General features: G+C 69.3%; 15 protein-coding genes. 13 read left to right on the top strand and 2 right to left on the bottom strand.

What is annotated here, in order from left to right:
* Positions 1-19 precede the first annotated feature (19 nt).
* Entirely contained in the window at positions 20-808 is a 789-nt protein-coding gene (gene prcA, locus AB0G47_RS21710; protein ID WP_360772231.1) for a proteasome subunit alpha, read from the top strand.
* Between the two features lie 74 nt (positions 809-882).
* Here prcA and AB0G47_RS21705 read toward each other — a convergent pair whose 3' ends face one another.
* On the bottom strand, positions 883-1,905 hold the full coding sequence (locus AB0G47_RS21705; RefSeq protein ID WP_360772228.1) for a LacI family DNA-binding transcriptional regulator: 1,023 nt from the start codon (positions 1,903-1,905) through the stop codon (positions 883-885).
* Positions 1,906-2,037: 132 nt separating this feature from the next.
* Here AB0G47_RS21705 and AB0G47_RS21700 point away from each other — a divergent pair, with 132 nt between their 5' ends.
* The 12 genes from AB0G47_RS21700 to AB0G47_RS21645 all read left to right on the top strand — a co-directional run bounded on the left by AB0G47_RS21700 (position 2,038) and on the right by AB0G47_RS21645 (position 14,190).
* Complete coding sequence (locus AB0G47_RS21700) at positions 2,038-3,297, top strand: MFS transporter (RefSeq protein WP_360772225.1); 1,260 nt, start codon at positions 2,038-2,040, stop codon at positions 3,295-3,297.
* Positions 3,298-3,306: 9 nt separating this feature from the next.
* Entirely contained in the window at positions 3,307-4,668 is a 1,362-nt protein-coding gene (gene pafA / locus AB0G47_RS21695) for a Pup--protein ligase (RefSeq protein WP_135334215.1), read from the top strand.
* Between the two features lie 145 nt (positions 4,669-4,813).
* Positions 4,814-5,812: an FKBP-type peptidyl-prolyl cis-trans isomerase gene (locus AB0G47_RS21690; protein WP_360772444.1), complete on the top strand. Its 999-nt coding sequence runs from the start codon at positions 4,814-4,816 to the stop codon at positions 5,810-5,812.
* 61 nt (positions 5,813-5,873) lie between these two features.
* Entirely contained in the window at positions 5,874-6,248 is a 375-nt protein-coding gene (locus AB0G47_RS21685) for an FKBP-type peptidyl-prolyl cis-trans isomerase (protein WP_360772222.1), read from the top strand.
* 149 nt (positions 6,249-6,397) lie between these two features.
* On the top strand, positions 6,398-7,375 hold the full coding sequence (locus AB0G47_RS21680) for a WYL domain-containing protein (RefSeq protein WP_360772219.1): 978 nt from the start codon (positions 6,398-6,400) through the stop codon (positions 7,373-7,375).
* A 15-nt stretch (positions 7,376-7,390) separates the two neighbouring features.
* The gene (locus AB0G47_RS21675) at positions 7,391-8,380 is read left to right on the top strand and encodes a WYL domain-containing protein (RefSeq protein WP_360772216.1); all 990 of its coding nucleotides are present in this window, start codon (positions 7,391-7,393) and stop codon (positions 8,378-8,380) included.
* An 11-nt stretch (positions 8,381-8,391) separates the two neighbouring features.
* Positions 8,392-8,643 carry a hypothetical protein gene (locus AB0G47_RS21670; protein WP_360772441.1) on the top strand — a complete coding sequence of 84 codons (252 nt, stop codon included), beginning with the start codon at positions 8,392-8,394 and terminating at the stop codon, positions 8,641-8,643.
* Positions 8,644-8,652: 9 nt separating this feature from the next.
* Complete coding sequence (locus tag AB0G47_RS21665; protein ID WP_360772214.1) at positions 8,653-8,850, top strand: hypothetical protein; 198 nt, start codon at positions 8,653-8,655, stop codon at positions 8,848-8,850.
* A gap of 249 nt (positions 8,851-9,099) precedes the next feature.
* Entirely contained in the window at positions 9,100-9,390 is a 291-nt protein-coding gene (gene tatA, locus AB0G47_RS21660) for a Sec-independent protein translocase subunit TatA (protein ID WP_344520689.1), read from the top strand.
* 47 nt (positions 9,391-9,437) lie between these two features.
* Positions 9,438-10,391 carry a twin-arginine translocase subunit TatC gene (gene tatC, locus AB0G47_RS21655; protein WP_360772209.1) on the top strand — a complete coding sequence of 318 codons (954 nt, stop codon included), beginning with the start codon at positions 9,438-9,440 and terminating at the stop codon, positions 10,389-10,391.
* Between the two features lie 17 nt (positions 10,392-10,408).
* Complete coding sequence (locus AB0G47_RS21650) at positions 10,409-11,308, top strand: diacylglycerol kinase (protein ID WP_360772206.1); 900 nt, start codon at positions 10,409-10,411, stop codon at positions 11,306-11,308.
* A gap of 71 nt (positions 11,309-11,379) precedes the next feature.
* Positions 11,380-14,190 (top strand): DEAD/DEAH box helicase, encoded by a 2,811-nt coding sequence (locus tag AB0G47_RS21645; protein WP_360772204.1) that lies wholly within the window; start codon positions 11,380-11,382, stop codon positions 14,188-14,190.
* A gap of 133 nt (positions 14,191-14,323) precedes the next feature.
* On the opposite strand, the gene AB0G47_RS21640 is transcribed toward AB0G47_RS21645, so the two are convergent.
* Entirely contained in the window at positions 14,324-15,430 is a 1,107-nt protein-coding gene (locus tag AB0G47_RS21640) for an LLM class flavin-dependent oxidoreductase (protein WP_360772201.1), read from the bottom strand.
* Between the last annotated feature and the right edge of the window lie 512 nt (positions 15,431-15,942).

Raw genomic sequence — 15,942 nt, 5'->3', positions numbered from 1 at the left:
AGAAAGGGACGGATAGCCGGTGTCGACGCCGTTCTATGTCTCACCCCAGCAGGCCATGGCCGACCGGGCGGAGTACGCCCGCAAGGGCATCGCCCGTGGTCGCAGCCTTGTTGTGCTGCAGTTCGCCGATGGCATCGTGTTCGTCGGCGAGAACCCGTCCCGTGCGCTGCACAAGTTCAGCGAGATCTATGACCGGATCGGCTTCGCGGCCGCCGGCAAGTACAACGAGTACGAGAACCTGCGGATCGGTGGCGTGCGCTATGCCGATCTGCGCGGATACACCTACGACCGCGACGATGTGACGGCCCGTGGGCTCGCGAACGTCTACGCCCAGACGCTGGGCACGATCTTCTCGAGCCAGGCGGAGAAGCCGTACGAGGTGGAGTTGGTCGTCGCCGAGGTCGGGGAGACGGCCGAGGGCGATCAGATCTACCGCCTGCCGCATGACGGTTCGATCGTGGACGAGCACGGCTCGGTCGCGGTCGGCGGCAACGCGGAGCAGATCAGTACGTATCTGGATCAGCGTCACCGGGACAGCATGACGTTGGCCGAGGCGCTGAAGCTGGCCGTGCAGGCGCTGTCCCGTGACACCAACGGCAGTGAGCGGGAGATCCCCGCGGAGCGGCTCGAGGTGGCGGTGCTCGACCGGACGCGGCCGCAGCAGCGGAAGTTCAAGCGGATCGTCGGGCGGCAGCTCGCGCGGCTGCTCGAAGGGGACGCTTCGGCGCCCACGGATGCCGCCTCCGACACGGAGGAGCCGGACGCGGGTTCCGACTCCGCTTCCGAGTCCGGGTCCACCGAGGAGTAGTTCGGTTCGGCGTACGCCCCGTGTCCTGGCCTTCGGGCCGGGGCGCGGGGCGTACGTGTGTGCGCGGTACGTGGTTAGGGCGCGGGGGCGGTCGAGCCGCGGACGACGAGCTCCACGGGGAGGGTGTCGAGGCGGGGTGTGCGGCCGTCGAGGACGGCGAGCAGCGAGGTCATGCCGTGTTCGCCGAAGCGCTCGGCGGGCAGTCGGACGGTGGTGAGCTCGGGCTCCACTGCGGTGGCCAGGGTGAGGTCGTCGAAGCCGGTCACCGAGAGGTCCTCGGGCACCCGCAGGCCCAGTCTGCGGGCCGCTTTGCAGGCGCCCGCGGCGAGGATGTCGTCGTCGCAGACGAGTGCGGTGGGGCGGGGTCCTGGCGCGGCGAGGGCGGTCTCTGTGACGGCGCGGGCGTCGTCGACGGTGAGGGGTGCCCGCACGGTGCGTACGGCGGCTCCGGTGCCGCGCAGCGCCCCGGCGAGGGCGTCGGCGCGTACGTCGAAGGTCCAAGTGTCGACGCCTGCCGCGAGGTGCAGGAAGTCGCGGTGGCCGAGGGACAGCAGATGTTCGGTGACGCGGCGCATGCCGTCGGCGATGTCGAGATTGACGGTGGCGGTGCCGAGGCTGCCCGCGGGGTCGCTGTCGAGCATGACCAGGGGGAGTTCGTCGCCCTGGATGGTGGCGAGGGCGTCGGAGGCCATGGAGGAGGCGAGGACGCCGTCCAGGGAGGCGCGCGCGGAGTCGAAGGGGTCGCGGGCGGGGCCGATGCCGTCGGGGGAGGGGTAGAGCACGACGCCGAAGCCGTGCTCGGCGGCGACGCGGGCGGCTCCGGTGTAGACGCGGGCGAAGAATTCGTTGGTGAGGGCGGGGACGACCAGGAGCGCGGTCCTGGTCCTGCCGAGGCGGAGGTTGCGGGCCGCGAGATTGGGCCGGTAGCCCAGATCCCGGGCGGTGGCGCGGACCCGCTCGGCGGTGCGCTCGGCGACCCGGCCGCGCCATTTCTCGCCGAACACGAGGGAGACGGTGGCCTGGGACACCCCGGCGGCGCGCGCGACGTCGCGGCTGGTGGGGCGTGTGCCCGCGGTCTCCTGCTGTGGCCCGGCCACTCCTGGTACCTCCCCGGTCGGTGCCGCGGGACGTCGGTGAGGTGGACCCGCGGTGAGCGCTCATGGTACGTATGACGCTCGACGTTATACGTAAAACCTTGGCGCGTCGGTGCCGGGCGAGGGGCGGGAAGCATGGCTGCCGGATACGTGGAGATCCTCCGGACGAGATACGCCGGGCGGCTGCTCGCCGGCACGCTGGTGGGCAGGCTGCCGAACGCGACGGCCGCGATCGCCATCGTGCTGTTCATCCGCGCCGAGGGCGGGACGTACAGCCTGGCCGGCGGTCTGGCCGCGGTGTACGGCGTCGCCAACGCGGTGGGGCAGCCGCTGCTCGGCCGCCTGGTGGACCTCTACGGACAGCCGCGGATCCAGCTCCCGGCGGCGGTGCTCTCCGCGCTCGGCATGGGGGCCTTCGCGTTCACCGGGCCCGACTCGCTCGCCGCGGCCTATGTGGCGGTGGGCGCGGCCGGACTGTTCACGCCGCCCCTGGAGGGCGGCCTGCGCGCGCTGTGGCCCGGCGTCCTCGGCAAGGAGGAGCAGGTGCACACGGCGTACGCGATGGACGCCATAGCCCAGGAAGTCATGTTCACCGTGGGCCCGTTGCTCATCACCGGCAGCGTCGCGCTCTGGTCGGAGCGGGCGGCGCTGCTCGTCGTGAACGCCATCGGCGTCCTGGGCGCCCTCTCCGTAGTGGTGTCGAAGCCCTCGCGCGCGTGGCGCTCGGCGCCCCGCGAGGCGCACTGGCTCGGCGCGCTGCGCTCCAACGGGCTGCTCGCGCTGCTCGGCGCGTTCCTCTTCATCGGCATGGCGCTGGGCTCCATCACCGTGGCCGGCGTCTCGTACGCCGACGGGCACGGCGGTGACGCGGTCTACGGCTGGATGATGGCGGCGATAGGTCTCGGCGCCCTGGTCGGCGGTTCCGTGTACGGGGCGCGGCAGTGGAGCGGCGTACCGGAGAAGCGTCTTACGGTCCTGGTGGCTCTCCTGGCGCTCTGCTACTGGCCGTTGACGCTGGCCCCGGGGCCGGTCGCCATGGTGGCGCTCACGGCCGTGGCGGGTGTCTTCCTGGCGCCCGCGCTCGCCTGCGCGTTCATCATCGTCGACCGGCACGCACCGCGGGGCACGGTCACCGAGGCGTTCTCCTGGCTCGTGACCACGTTCACCGTCGGCGCGTCCCTCGGAACGGCCGCCGCGGGCCCGGTCGTCGAGTGGGGCGGGACGGTGTGGGGCTTCGCGGTGCCGGGCCTCGCCGGTGTGGCCGCGCTGCTTGTTCTGCTGGCCACGGGCCGGGTGCTCGCGCTGCCCGTGGATTCGGCGGTCGTTGCAGGTTCATCGGAAAATGATCGAAACGGTGCTGTCGAACCCGGTTTCAGTGCAGGGCATAAGGCGTAATGTTCAGTCATGGACCGCCGCATTTTCGGGCTGGAGAACGAGTACGGCGTCACGTGCACGTTTAGGGGGCAGCGCCGTCTGTCACCTGACGAGGTGGCGCGCTACCTCTTCCGCCGTGTTGTGTCATGGGGCCGCAGCAGCAACGTCTTTCTGCGGAACGGCGCCCGCCTCTATCTTGACGTCGGGTCACATCCGGAATACGCGACACCGGAATGTGACAACGTGACCGAGCTGGTCACCCACGACAAAGCGGGCGAGCGCATTCTGGAAGGCCTGCTCGTCGACGCCGAACGCCGCCTGCACGAGGAGGGAATCGCGGGCGACGTCTATCTCTTCAAGAACAACACCGACTCGGCGGGAAACTCCTACGGCTGCCACGAGAACTATCTGGTGGCCCGGCACGGGGAGTTCTCGCGGCTCGCGGACATCCTCATCCCGTTCCTGGTCACGCGGCAGCTGCTGTGCGGCGCGGGCAAGGTGCTGCAGACTCCGCGCGGCGCCGTGTACTGCGTCAGTCAGCGGGCCGAGCACATCTGGGAGGGGGTCTCCTCCGCGACCACCCGCTCCCGGCCGATCATCAACACCCGCGACGAACCGCACGCGGACGCCGAGCGCTACCGCAGGCTGCACGTCATCGTCGGCGACTCGAACATGTCCGAGACGACCATGCTCCTCAAGGTCGGCGCCACCGACCTCGTGCTCCGCATGATCGAGGCGGGCACCGTCATGCGCGACCTCACCCTGGAGAACCCGATCCGGGCCATCCGCGAGGTCAGCCACGACATCACGGGCCGCCGCAAGGTGCGCCTGGCCAGCGGCCGCGAGGCCTCGGCCCTCGAGGTGCAGCGCGAGTACTACGAAAAGGCCGTGGACTTCGTGGAGCGCCGCGGCATCCGCACGGGCACGGTCGAGCAGGTCCTCGAACTGTGGGGCCGCACGCTGGACGCGATCGAGGCCGAGGACCTCGACCGGATCGGCACCGAGATCGACTGGGTCATGAAGTACAAGCTCATCGAGCGGTACCGCGCGAAGAACAACATGACCATGTCGCACCCCCGGGTCGCGCAGATAGACCTCGCTTACCACGACATCCACCGTCGTCGTGGTCTGTACTATCTCCTGGAGCGAAAGGGACAAGCCGCCCGTATCTGCAACGACTTGAAGATCTTCGAGGGCAAGTCGGTGCCCCCGCAGACGACCCGCGCGCGGCTGCGCGGCGACTTCATCCGCCGGGCCCAGGAGCAGCGCCGCGACTTCACGGTCGACTGGGTGCACCTGAAGCTCAACGACCAGGCGCAGCGCACGGTTTTGTGCAAGGACCCCTTCCGGTCGGTGGACGACCGGGTGGAGAAGCTCATCGCCGGTATGTGATCGCCGGTTTGTAAACCCCTGAGACGGGTGGTGCGTTGCGGGAACGCAACGCGGGGCGCCGTACGTTCCTCGTACGGCGCCCTTCTCCATGCGTAGAGTTGCGCGCACGCCAACCGACAAGATCGACCGATACGAGGCCCCCACCGTGCGCCGACGCTCACTTCTCCTTGCCGTTCCGGCCGGCCTGCTCACGCTGGCCGGGTGTGGTGACGACAAGGCCGACAAGGCCAAGTCCAGCGACAGCCCGTCCCCTTCCAACCCGAACTCGGCCGCGCCGAAGGCGAAGATCGTGGACGGGCCCGTGCCCGAGATCACGAAGGGGACGAAGTTCGGCCAGAAGCCGACCGTCGCGAAGGGGAACGGCAAGCCGTCCTCCGACCTCGCGGTCAAGACCCTGATCCAGGGCAAGGGGGCCGAGGTCAAGAAGGGCGACTACCTCCAGGCCAACTACCTCGGCCAGATCTGGGCCACGGCGAAGGTCTTCGACAACTCCTACGACCGGGGCAACCCCACGGTCTTCCCGATCGGCGTCGGCCAGGTCATTCCCGGCTGGGACCAGGCCCTGGTCGGCAAGAAGCTCGACAGCCGAGTGGAGCTCGCCATCCCCCCGAAGCTGGGATATGGCAAGGAGGGCAACAAGCAGGCGGGCATCAAGGGCGACGACACCCTGGTCTTCGTCGTCGACCTGGTGAACACCTTCAACGCCAAGAGCTCGGCCAAGGGCGACGAGGTCGCGCAGTCCAACATCGACCTCCCCAAGGTCGGCACGAACACGGACGGCAAGGCCCCCTCGATCGACGTCCCGAAGAAGGACGCCCCGAAGAAGCTCGTCGCGAACTACGTCATCGAGGGCGACGGCGACGAGATCAAGGAGACCGACAGCCTGCTGTGCCAGTACAAGGGCGTGCTGTGGGCCGACGGCAAGGAGTTCGACTCCTCGTACAAGAGCGGTCAGCTCGCCTCGTTCCAGCTTGCGCAGGTCGTCAAGGGCTGGGCGCAGGGCCTGACCGGCAAGAAGGTCGGCAGCCGTGTCCTGATCGTCGTCCCGCCGGAGCTCGGGTACGGTGACCAGCCGCCGCAGGGCAGCACCATCAAGAAGGACTCCACGCTGGTCTTCTCCGTGGACATCCTCGCGAAGATGTGACGCCGGGCGAAGATGTAAGACTGTCCGCGCATGACCATCCGTATCAAGCAGGAGCATTTTCGTGAGCATTGACAAGCCCGAGGTCGATTTCCCGGGCGGCGAGCCGCCGGCCGAGCTGCAGATCAGGGACATCTGGGAGGGTGACGGCGCGGTCGCGAAGGCCGGCGACTTCGTCAAGGTCCACTACGTGGGCGTGGCCTTCGGCACGGGCGAGGAGTTCGACGCGAGCTGGAACCGCGGCAACCCGCTGGAGTTCCAGCTCGGTGCCGGTCAGGTCATCTCCGGCTGGGACCAGGGTGTCCAGGGCATGAAGGTCGGTGGCCGGCGCGAGCTGATCATCCCCGCCAAGCTTGCCTACGGCGACCGCGGCGCCGGCGGCGGCCGCATCGCCCCGGGCGAGACGCTGATCTTCGTCTGCGATCTCGTCTCCGTCTGAGCGCCTTCTGAGCGACGACTGAGGCCAGGGTCTGATCAGACCTGTCCACCGAGGGTCCATGCCTGTCCTGGCATGGGCCCTCGGCTTTTGCCACGACACCCCGGGGCGGTACGGTCGGCGGTCGGAAGCACTGTTGAGAAAGGGCGTCGATGGCCATTGCCAAGGCCGAGCGGCTGATGAACCTGGCGCTGTGTCTGCTCGGGACGCGGCGGCCGCTCAGCAAGCGCGAGCTGCGCGAGTCCATCGAGGCCTACGTCGAGGCGTTCGGGCCCGGCGGCGGTGCCCCGGGCTCCGACGACTCCTTCAACCGGATGTTCGAGCGCGACAAGGACGATCTGCGCGAACTCGGCCTGGTCATCGAGACGGTGGAGAATCTCGACGGTGACGTGGGCTATCTCGCCCGGCGCGACAGCAACCGCCTTCCGCCCATCACCATCGACGCCGAGGAAGCCGCCGCGCTCGGCCTCGCGGCCAAGGTCTGGCAGCAGGCCCGCCTCGCCGGAGCCGCCAGCGGCGCCCTGCAGAAGCTGCGCGCCGCCGGGCTGCCCGAGGACGTCGACCCGTACGAGGCACACAGCGCCCTCGAACCGCGCATCCCCGTGCACGAGGCGTCCTTCGAGCCGCTGATGCTCGCCTGCCGCGACCGCCGCCCCGTCGCCTTCGACTACCGCAAGGCCACCGCGGCCCGCCCCGAGCAGCGGCACGTCGAGCCGTGGGCGCTCGAATGCTGGCGCGGCCACTGGTACCTGGCCGGCTGGGACCGCGACCGCGGGGCCGAGCGGGTCTTCCGGCTCTCCCGCATCACGGGCAAGGTGCGCGCCCGCGCCGGAAAGTTCACCGCCGACGTCCCCGACGTCGTCACGGTGCGCGAGACCGTGGCGAGCTGGGCGGGGGAGAGCGCCGACCGCTCCGCCCTCATCCGGCTGCGCACGGGCGCGGGCTATCCGCTGCGGGCCAAGGCCGCCCACATACGCGAACTGGGCGAGGGGTGGGACGAGTTGGAGATTCCGTACGGGCACGGGCTCGATGCCTGGCTGGTGGAGTTCGGGCCCGATGTGGTGGTCCTGGAGCCCGCGGAGCTGCGGGCCGACGTCGTGGACCGGCTGCGCGCCGTGGCCAAGGGCTGAGGGGACGTACCGAGAATGGCCTCGAACGCCATCGACCAGACCCGGCGGATGCTCTCCCTGGTGACCTATCTGCGCGAGCGCCCGGGCGCCCACGTCAGCGACGTCGCCCGCGCCTTCGGGATCACCCAGGACGAGCTGATCTCCGACCTGGACGTGCTGCCGCTGTGCGGGACCAGCTTCCGCGGCGGCGACCTCCTCGACATCGACACCGACGGCGACCGCATCTGGTGGCACAACCCGGACGACGTGGCGGCCCCTCTGCGGCTCGCCGCCGACGAGGCCACCGCGCTCCTGGTGGCCGCCCGCGCGGTGTCCACCCTGCCCGGGCTGCGCGAGAGCGACCGTCAGGCGCTGCTGCGTGCCACCGCCAAGCTGGAGACGGCCGCCGGCGAGGCCGCAGGGGCCAGCGCACGTCTTTCGGTCACCTTCGAGTCCGAGGGCGGCGTCTTCGCGGACGTCGACCGCGCGATTTCCGAGCGGCGCAGGCTCTGGCTGCGCTATTACTCACCGGCGCGCGACGAGCTGACCGAGCGCGAGGTCGACCCGATCCGGCTCTTCGCCGTCGGGCACACGTATATGGAGGCGTGGTGCTACCTCTCCGAGGCGCGCCGCACCTTCCGCCTCGACCGGGTCGCCGAGATCAGGATCATGGACGAGGCGTCGTCGCCGCCCGAGGTCGAACTGCGGGATCTCTCCGAGGGGCTCGTGCAGCCCGCCGCCGAGGACCCCGAGGTGGTCATCGAGGTGGGGCCCGGCGGCCGCTGGGTCGCCGAGTACTACCCGCACGACAGCGCCGAGGAACTCCCCGACGGCGGCCTGCGGATCACGCTGCGCACCCCGGATCCCACCTCGCTGCGCAGGCTCGCGCTGCGGCTCGGCGGCGACGGGCACATCGTCTCCCCGGCCGATCTCGCGGACAGCGCGCGGCAGGCGGCGCGTGAGGCCCTCGCGGCCTATGACCGACACCCCGAAGGGCCGTACGACAGGCAGGAGCAAGGACGTTGAACACCAGCATCATGTCCGAGATTCCCGGAATGTCGAGAATCGCCCCTGTGCTCTTCAAGGCCGCCTGCCCCGACTGCCGCGCCCGCTTCGAACTCTCCGCGGGCGCCCTGCGGTTGGCCATCGGCGCGTCGGCCCGCACCACCTTCTACTCCTTCACCTGCCCCGAGTGCGGGGTCGCGGTGCGCAAGCCCGCGGGCGAGCGCATCATCGAACTCCTCACCGGCGGCGGGGTGCGGACGCTGCGTCTGCACTCGACCGTCTAGGCTCGGCGCATGTTCTGGGCGATGCTGGCGATTGCCGTGGGGTTCTGCGGCCTGGCCGTGCTCGGCGTTCTGGCGATCCGGGTCTTCCTGGAGGCGCAGCGCCTGAGCTGTCAAGTGACGGAGACCACACAGCGGATCAATCGCGCGGCGGAGGATCTTGAGGCGGCTGCGACGGGCGTGGCCCGTGCGGGCCGGGATGTCCTTTAGGTCCTGTGAATCCCGCGGGTGCCGGGGAGACGCGCATCGACACCGCGGCCTGTCAACTTCCCTTGTACGGCAGGTACGCTGCTGAAGTGGCCCGGAGTGCGAGGCGCGGGCCGCGACCGGGAGTACGCACAGGGATTGCCCTGCGTTCACCCCTGAGCGTTACGATCGCTGCCAGCACGGTGGCCGGACAGCAAGTCCGGCCTGTCCGGCAGCCCCGCCCCTGCCGCCTCGGTGAGAAGGTAAAGACCTATGTTCGGAAAGATCGGCGCCCCCGAGATCATTCTCATTCTCGTCGTCATCGTTCTGCTGTTCGGCGCGAAGAAGCTTCCCGACATGGCCCGGTCGCTCGGCAAGTCCGCGCGCATCCTCAAGAGCGAGGCCAAGGCGATGAAGACGGACGGCAAGAAGGACGAAGCCGCCCCGGCCGACCCGCCCAGCGACCCTTCCGCCGCCCAGCCGCGCACCATCCAGGCCGCGCCCGGCGACGTGACCAGCTCGCGCCCGGTCACCGAGCCCACCGACAGCACGACTAAGCGCTGATCCAAGGCCGGCGACGGCCGGCCTGCCGCACGAGATGAGGACGTGGGTTGCTCAAGTCTGCCCGCAAGAAGGAACAGGATCCCGAGGGGCGGATGCCTCTTGCGGAGCACCTGCGTGAGCTCCGCAACCGGCTCGCGAAGGCCGTGCTGGCCATCATCGTCGTCGCGATCGTCGCTGCCTTCTTCTACAAGGACATCATCGAGTTCTTCACGGACCCGATACTGAGTTCCGTAGGGTGCGAGTCCAGCTTCGCCGAGCTGGCGAAGAAGGGCGGGGACGAGACCTGCGCACGCATCGTGCTGAACGGTCTGATCACGCCGTTCACACTTGCCCTGAAGATCTCCCTGATGGCCGGCGTGGTGCTCGCGTCGCCGATCTGGCTGTACCAGCTGTGGGCGTTCGTCGCCCCTGGCCTGCACAAGAGCGAGAAGAAGTACGCCTACGCATTCGTGGGCGCAGGCTTCCCGCTGTTCATGTGCGGTGGGTTCTTCGCGTACAAGACGCTGCCGACCATGGCGCGTGTGCTGCTCGACTTCTCACCCGGCGGTGTCGACAACCAGCTCCCGCTGGATGAACTGATCGACCTGGTCACCCGCATGGTGATCGTTTTCGGTCTCTCCTTCGAGCTGCCGCTGCTCCTGGTCATGCTCAACCTCACCGGAGCCATCACCGGCAAGCGGATGCTCGGCTGGTGGCGCGGGATGATCATGGGCATCACGGTCTTCGCGGCCGTGGCGACGCCCAGCACGGACCCGCTGACCATGATCATGCTCGCCGGGCCGATCTGGGTGCTGTACTTCGCGGCCACCGCGTTCTCGCTCCTCAACGACCGGCGCAAGGCCAGGATCGATGCCGCAGGGCCCGACGACGACGAGGCGTCCGACCTCGATCTGACGCCCGAGGACGTCGGCGAGATCGAGTCCGTTTCGGCCAGTCGCGCCCTTCCGCAGCAGAGCAGCCCGGACCGGGACCGGGTAAACGGTTTCGACGACGTGACCTGACCTTGTAGGGTCCGGCCGTGACCAGCGAGATCACCCTCTTCGTCAATCCCACCGCGGGACGCGGCCGGGGCGCCCACGCGGCGCAGCCGGCCGCTTCCTCGTTGCGGGCAGCAGGCTTCTCCGTACGCACGGTCATCGGCGAGGACGCCGCCGATGCGCTGCGCAGGGCGCGGGACGCCGTCGAGGGCGGCACGGGGGCGCTGATAGCCGTCGGCGGCGACGGCATGACGAGCCTCGCGCTGCAGGCCGTCGCGCAGACGGACACTCCGCTGGGGGTGATCGCCGTGGGCACCGGCAACGACTTCGCACGGGCGCTCGGGCTCCCGGTGCGGGACCCGGCGGCCGCCGGGGCGGTCGTCGCCGACGCGCTCGACGCCGGACGCACCCGCGCCGTCGACCTGGGGCGGGTCGGCAAGACCTGGTTCGGCACGGTGCTCGCATCCGGCTTCGACTCACGGGTCAACGACCGCGGCAATCGCATGCGCTGGCCCACCGGCCGCTTCAAGTACGACCTCGCGATGGTCGCCGAGCTTGCCGCCTTCAAACCCGTCCCGTACCGGATCACGCTTGACGGCGGCGAGGTCCACGAGGTCGCGGCGACGCTCGTCGCCGTCGGGAACGGATCCTCGTACGGCGGCGGCATGAAGATCTGCGCCGGCGCCGACATGAGCGACGGACTCTTCGACGTCACGGTCGTCGGCGACTGCAGCCGCACGACGCTCCTGAAGGTCTTCCCGCGCGTCTACAAGGGCACGCACCTGGACCATCCCAAGGTCACCGTCCACCGGGCGCGGAAGGTCGAACTGGCCGCCTCGGGTGTGACCGGGTACGCGGACGGAGAGCAGCTAGGAGCGCTGCCGCTGACAGCGGAGTGTGTGGCGGGAGCCGTGCGGATCCTGGTGCCCGAAGGGTCTTGAAGGGTCTTCGGGGCCGTAAGGCAGATAATGATCGTCCGTTGTCAGTGGTGGCCGGTAGGCTCGAAAGCACGATGACAGAGGACCTCTCACCGGCCGAGCGGTACGCGGCGGCGCGCGAGCGCGCTGCCGAGCAGGCCACCGCACTCGCGGGCTTCCGCGAGATGTACGAATTCGGCCTCGACCCCTTCCAGATCGAGGCCTGTCGGGCGCTCGAGACGGGCAAGGGCGTGCTCGTGGCCGCCCCCACGGGCTCGGGCAAGACGATCGTCGGCGAGTTCGCCGTGCACCTGGCCCTGCTGCAGGGCAAGAAATGCTTCTACACGACGCCGATCAAGGCGCTCTCCAACCAGAAGTACGCCGACCTGGCGAAGCGGTACGGCGCGGACAAGGTCGGCCTGCTGACCGGCGACAACAGCGTCAACTCCGATGCGCCGGTGGTCGTGATGACCACCGAAGTGCTGCGCAACATGCTGTATTCGGGCTCGCAGTCGCTGCTGAACCTCGGCTATGTGGTGATGGACGAGGTGCACTACCTCTCCGACCGCTTCCGGGGAGCCGTCTGGGAAGAGGTGATCATCCACCTCCAGGAGTCCGTCACGCTGGTCTCCCTGTCGGCGACGGTTTCGAACGCGGAGGAGTTCGGCGATTGGCTGGACACCGTACGCGGCGACACCCAGGTGATCGTCTCCGAGCACCGGCCCGTGCCGCTGTTCCAGCATGTGCTTGCCGGGCGCCGGATGTACGACCTCTTCGAGGAGGGCGAGGGCCGGAAGAAGACGGTCAACCCCGACCTCACGCGCATGGCGCGCATGGAGGCCAGCCGTTCGTACAACCCGCGCGACCGCCGCAAGGGCAAGATGGTCCGCGAGGCCGACCGTGAGCGCGAGCGCCGACAGCGGTCGCGGATCTGGACGCCGGGCCGCCCCGAGGTCATCGACCGGCTCGACTCCGAGGGCCTGCTGCCCGCCATCACGTTCATCTTCAGCCGCGCGGCCTGCGAGGCCGCCGTGCAGCAGTGTCTGCACGCGGGTCTTCGGCTGAACGACGACGATGCGCGGATGCAGGTCCGCGAGATCGTCGAGGAGCGCACGGCCGCCATCCCGGACGAGGACCTGCACGTCCTCGGCTACTACGAATGGCTCGAAGGCCTGGAGCGCGGCATCGCCGCGCACCACGCGGGCATGCTGCCCACCTTCAAGGAGGTCGTCGAGGAGCTCTTCGTACGCGGGCTCGTGCGCGCCGTCTTCGCCACCGAGACGCTCGCCCTGGGCATCAACATGCCCGCGCGCAGCGTGGTGTTGGAGAAGCTCGTCAAGTGGAACGGCGAACAGCACGCCGACATCACCCCCGGCGAGTACACGCAGTTGACCGGCCGCGCCGGGCGGCGCGGCATCGACATCGAGGGCCATGCGGTCGTGCTGTGGCAGCGGGCCATGAGCCCGGAGCACCTCGCGGGGCTCGCCGGCACGCGTACGTATCCGCTGCGGTCCAGCTTCAAGCCGTCGTACAACATGGCGGTGAACCTGACCGAGCAGTTCGGCCGGCACCGCTCGCGTGAGCTGCTCGAAACGTCCTTCGCGCAGTTCCAGGCCGACAAGTCGGTCGTGGGTATTTCGCGGCAGGTGCAGAAGAACGAAGAGGGGCTTGAGGGCTACAAGGCCTCCATGACCTGCCACTTGGGGGACTTCGACGAGTACGCGCGGCTGCGCCGCGAGCTCAAGGACCGGGAGACCGAGCTCGCCAAGCAGGGGGCCAACCAGCGCAGGGCCGCCGCGGCCGCCGCCCTGGAGAAGCTCAAGCCGGGCGACGTCATCCATGTCCCGACCGGCAAGTACGCGGGGCTCGCGCTCGTCCTCGACCCGGGGCTGCCCGCGGGACGGGTCAACGGCCACCGGGGCCTCGAGCACCAGGACGGTCCGCGGCCGCTGGTGCTTACCGCCGAGCGGCAGGTCAAGCGGCTCGCGGCGATGGACTTCCCGGTGGCGGTGGAAGCCCTCGACCGGATGCGGATCCCGAAGTCGTTCAACGCGCGTTCCCCGCAGTCGCGCCGCGACCTGGCGTCCGCGCTGCGCACCAAGGCCGGGCACATCGTGCCCGAGCGGCACCGCAAGGGGCGCGCTGCCGCCGCCGACGACCAGGAGATCGCCCGGCTGCGCGCGGAGCTGCGCGCACACCCCTGCCACGGCTGCGACGAGCGCGAGGACCACGCGCGCTGGGCCGAGCGCTACTACCGCCTGCGGCGGGACACCGTGCAGCTGGAGCGGCGCATCGAGGGGCGGACGAACACCATCGCGCGCACCTTCGACCGGATCGTCGCGCTGCTCACCGAGATGGACTATCTCCGGGGTGACGAGGTCACCGAGGACGGCAAGCGGCTCGCCCGGCTGTATGGAGAGCTGGATCTGCTGGCGAGCGAATGCCTGCGGGAAGGCGTGTGGGAGGGGCTCAGCCCGGCCGAACTGGCCGCCTGCGTCTCGGCGTTGGTCTTCGAGGCCCGGATGGCGGACGACGCGCTCGCGCCCAAGCTGCCGTCGGGGAAGGTGAAGGCCTCCCTCGGCGAGATGGTGCGGATCTGGGGGCGGCTCGATGCCCTGGAGGAAGAGTTCAAGATCAACCAGACGGAAGGGGTCGGACAGCGCGAGCCCGACCTCAACTTCGCCTGGGCGGCGTACATGTGGGCGTCGGACAAGGGCCTCGACGAGGTGCTGCGGGAGATCGAGATGCCTGCCGGGGACTTTGTCCGATGGTGCAAGCAGGTGATCGATGTGCTGGGGCAGATTGCTGCGGCGGCTCCGCGGGAGGGGTCCACTGTGGCGAAGAATGCGCGTAAGGCTGTGGATCAGTTGCTGCGGGGGGTTGTGGCTTACAGCTCCGTCGGCTGACGGTGGGTGGGGGCGGGCGGGGTTTTTTCTTCCCCGATCCCGCCCCTTCCCGGCTGTGACATTTTGCGGCTCCGCCGCGTGGGGGGCTCTGCCCCCCAGACCCCCGCTCCTCAAACGCCGGAGGGGATGAAAACTACGCCGCCGAGCTCGATCGCGCGGCGTCTCGCTTCGCGACCTCTTCGCGCACGATCGGGATCACCTGGCGGCCGAAGTCGATCGCGTCGTCCAGGAGGTCGTAGCCGCGGACCGAGAGGATGTCGACGCCCAGGTCGTAGTAGTCGAGCAGGGCCTGGGCGACCGTCTCCGGAGTGCCCACCAGGGCCGTTGAGTTGCCGGCGCCGCCGGTCTCCGCCGCGGTCGGCGTCCACAGGGCGCGGTCGTGCCGCTCGCCCGATGCCGCCACCGCCAGGAGCCGCTGCGAGCCCGAGTTCTCCGGGTTCTTCAGCGGGTGGCGGCGGGACGGCGGCGCGCCCGCCTTGCGTGCCTTGATGCGGGCCAGCGTCGCATGCGCCTTCTCCCAGGCCAGTTCCTCCGTCGGCGCGATGATCGGGCGGAACGCCACCTGGATCCGGGGGACGTCGGTGCGGCCCGCGGCCTTCGCCGCCGCCTTCACCGACTCGATCTGTTCGGCGGTCTGCGCCAAAGGCTCGCCCCACAGGCAGTAGATGTCGGCCTCGGCGCCCCCGGCTGCGTACGCGGCGGGCGATGAACCCCCGAACGAGACGCGCGGATGCGGCTGTTGGACCGGGAAGGTGTCGCTGACGAAGTCCTTGAAGCGGTAGTGCGCGCCCTCGTGGTCGAAGGGCTCGTGCGAGGTCCACGCCTTCTTGATGATCTGGATGGCCTCGCGGGTGCGTGCGTACCGCTCGTCCTTGGTGAGGAAGTCGCCCTCGCGCTGCTGCTCTTGGTCGTTGCCGCCGGTGATGAAGTGCACCGCGAGGCGGCCGTCGCTGATCCGGTCCAGGGTCGCGAAGGTCTTGGCGGCGAAGGTGGGGTACGAGACGTTCGGGCGGTGCGCGACCAGGATCTGGAGCTTGTCCGTGCGGGCCGCTATGTAGGCGGCGGCGGGGGAGGGGTCGGGGGAGCCGGATCCGTAGGCGAACAGGACGCGGTCCCAGCCGTGGTCCTCGTGGGCCCGGGCGAGCCTGAGCGTGTAGTCCTTGTCGAAGGAGGCGCCGGAGCGCGCGGTGACTTCGGAGCCTTCGTTGGTCGCTGCGATGCCGAGGAACTCGACGGGCATGGTGGAGCCTCATCTCAACTGGTCGTGGTGTGCGCTGACTTGGAAGCGGTCAGGAGCAACACGACGCGGACCACACGCGACCGAAGTCGATGTGGTCGCGGGTGACCAGCCGGAGCTGAGGGCGCATGCGCCCAGTGGAACAGCCGTCCATACGGAGCGTCAACCACGGCCGGGCGGTGGCGATTCCCCTCCCGCCGAAGTCTCGCCGAAGCCGTGTTCGCGCATGTTCGACGTCATCACTCCACGTGTTCGAATGATCGCCACGCGTGTAAATGAGGCCGAGTGTATGCCTGTCGGTGAGGCCTCTGCAGAGGGTTGCGGAATATGACTCGGCGATGATTCCGGCGGACTAAGCTCGCCCGGAGCGCGGCGAGTTGAAACGAGTTGCGATAGATTCGCGCGCTTGTTCCCAGATCTGTAGATAGTTCGCATACGTCTTCCGTTCTCAACTCCCCACAGAATCCCCCTATTTCCCAGCATCACACCCAATTCCTCCCCCCAAGACGAGTGTT

Origin of the sequence: Streptomyces sp. NPDC021622, from assembly GCF_040640795.1 — a bacterium.
Taxonomy (GTDB): Bacteria; Actinomycetota; Actinomycetes; order Streptomycetales; family Streptomycetaceae; genus Streptomyces.
Note: the sequence above shows the minus strand (reverse complement) of the source record. Positions and strands in the feature narration are given on the sequence as shown.

Coding starts and splice junctions, on each gene's coding strand:
- AB0G47_RS21700 (WP_360772225.1), top strand. CDS start 2,038: ATGGCTGCCGGATACGTGGAGATCCTCCGGACGAGATACGCCGGGCGG.
- pafA (WP_135334215.1), top strand. CDS start 3,307: ATGGACCGCCGCATTTTCGGGCTGGAGAACGAGTACGGCGTCACGTGC.
- AB0G47_RS21680 (WP_360772219.1), top strand. CDS start 6,398: ATGGCCATTGCCAAGGCCGAGCGGCTGATGAACCTGGCGCTGTGTCTG.
- AB0G47_RS21675 (WP_360772216.1), top strand. CDS start 7,391: ATGGCCTCGAACGCCATCGACCAGACCCGGCGGATGCTCTCCCTGGTG.
- AB0G47_RS21670 (WP_360772441.1), top strand. CDS start 8,392: ATGTCCGAGATTCCCGGAATGTCGAGAATCGCCCCTGTGCTCTTCAAG.
- AB0G47_RS21665 (WP_360772214.1), top strand. CDS start 8,653: ATGTTCTGGGCGATGCTGGCGATTGCCGTGGGGTTCTGCGGCCTGGCC.
- tatA (WP_344520689.1), top strand. CDS start 9,100: ATGTTCGGAAAGATCGGCGCCCCCGAGATCATTCTCATTCTCGTCGTC.
- AB0G47_RS21645 (WP_360772204.1), top strand. CDS start 11,380: ATGACAGAGGACCTCTCACCGGCCGAGCGGTACGCGGCGGCGCGCGAG.
- AB0G47_RS21640 (WP_360772201.1), bottom strand. CDS start 15,430: ATGCCCGTCGAGTTCCTCGGCATCGCAGCGACCAACGAAGGCTCCGAA.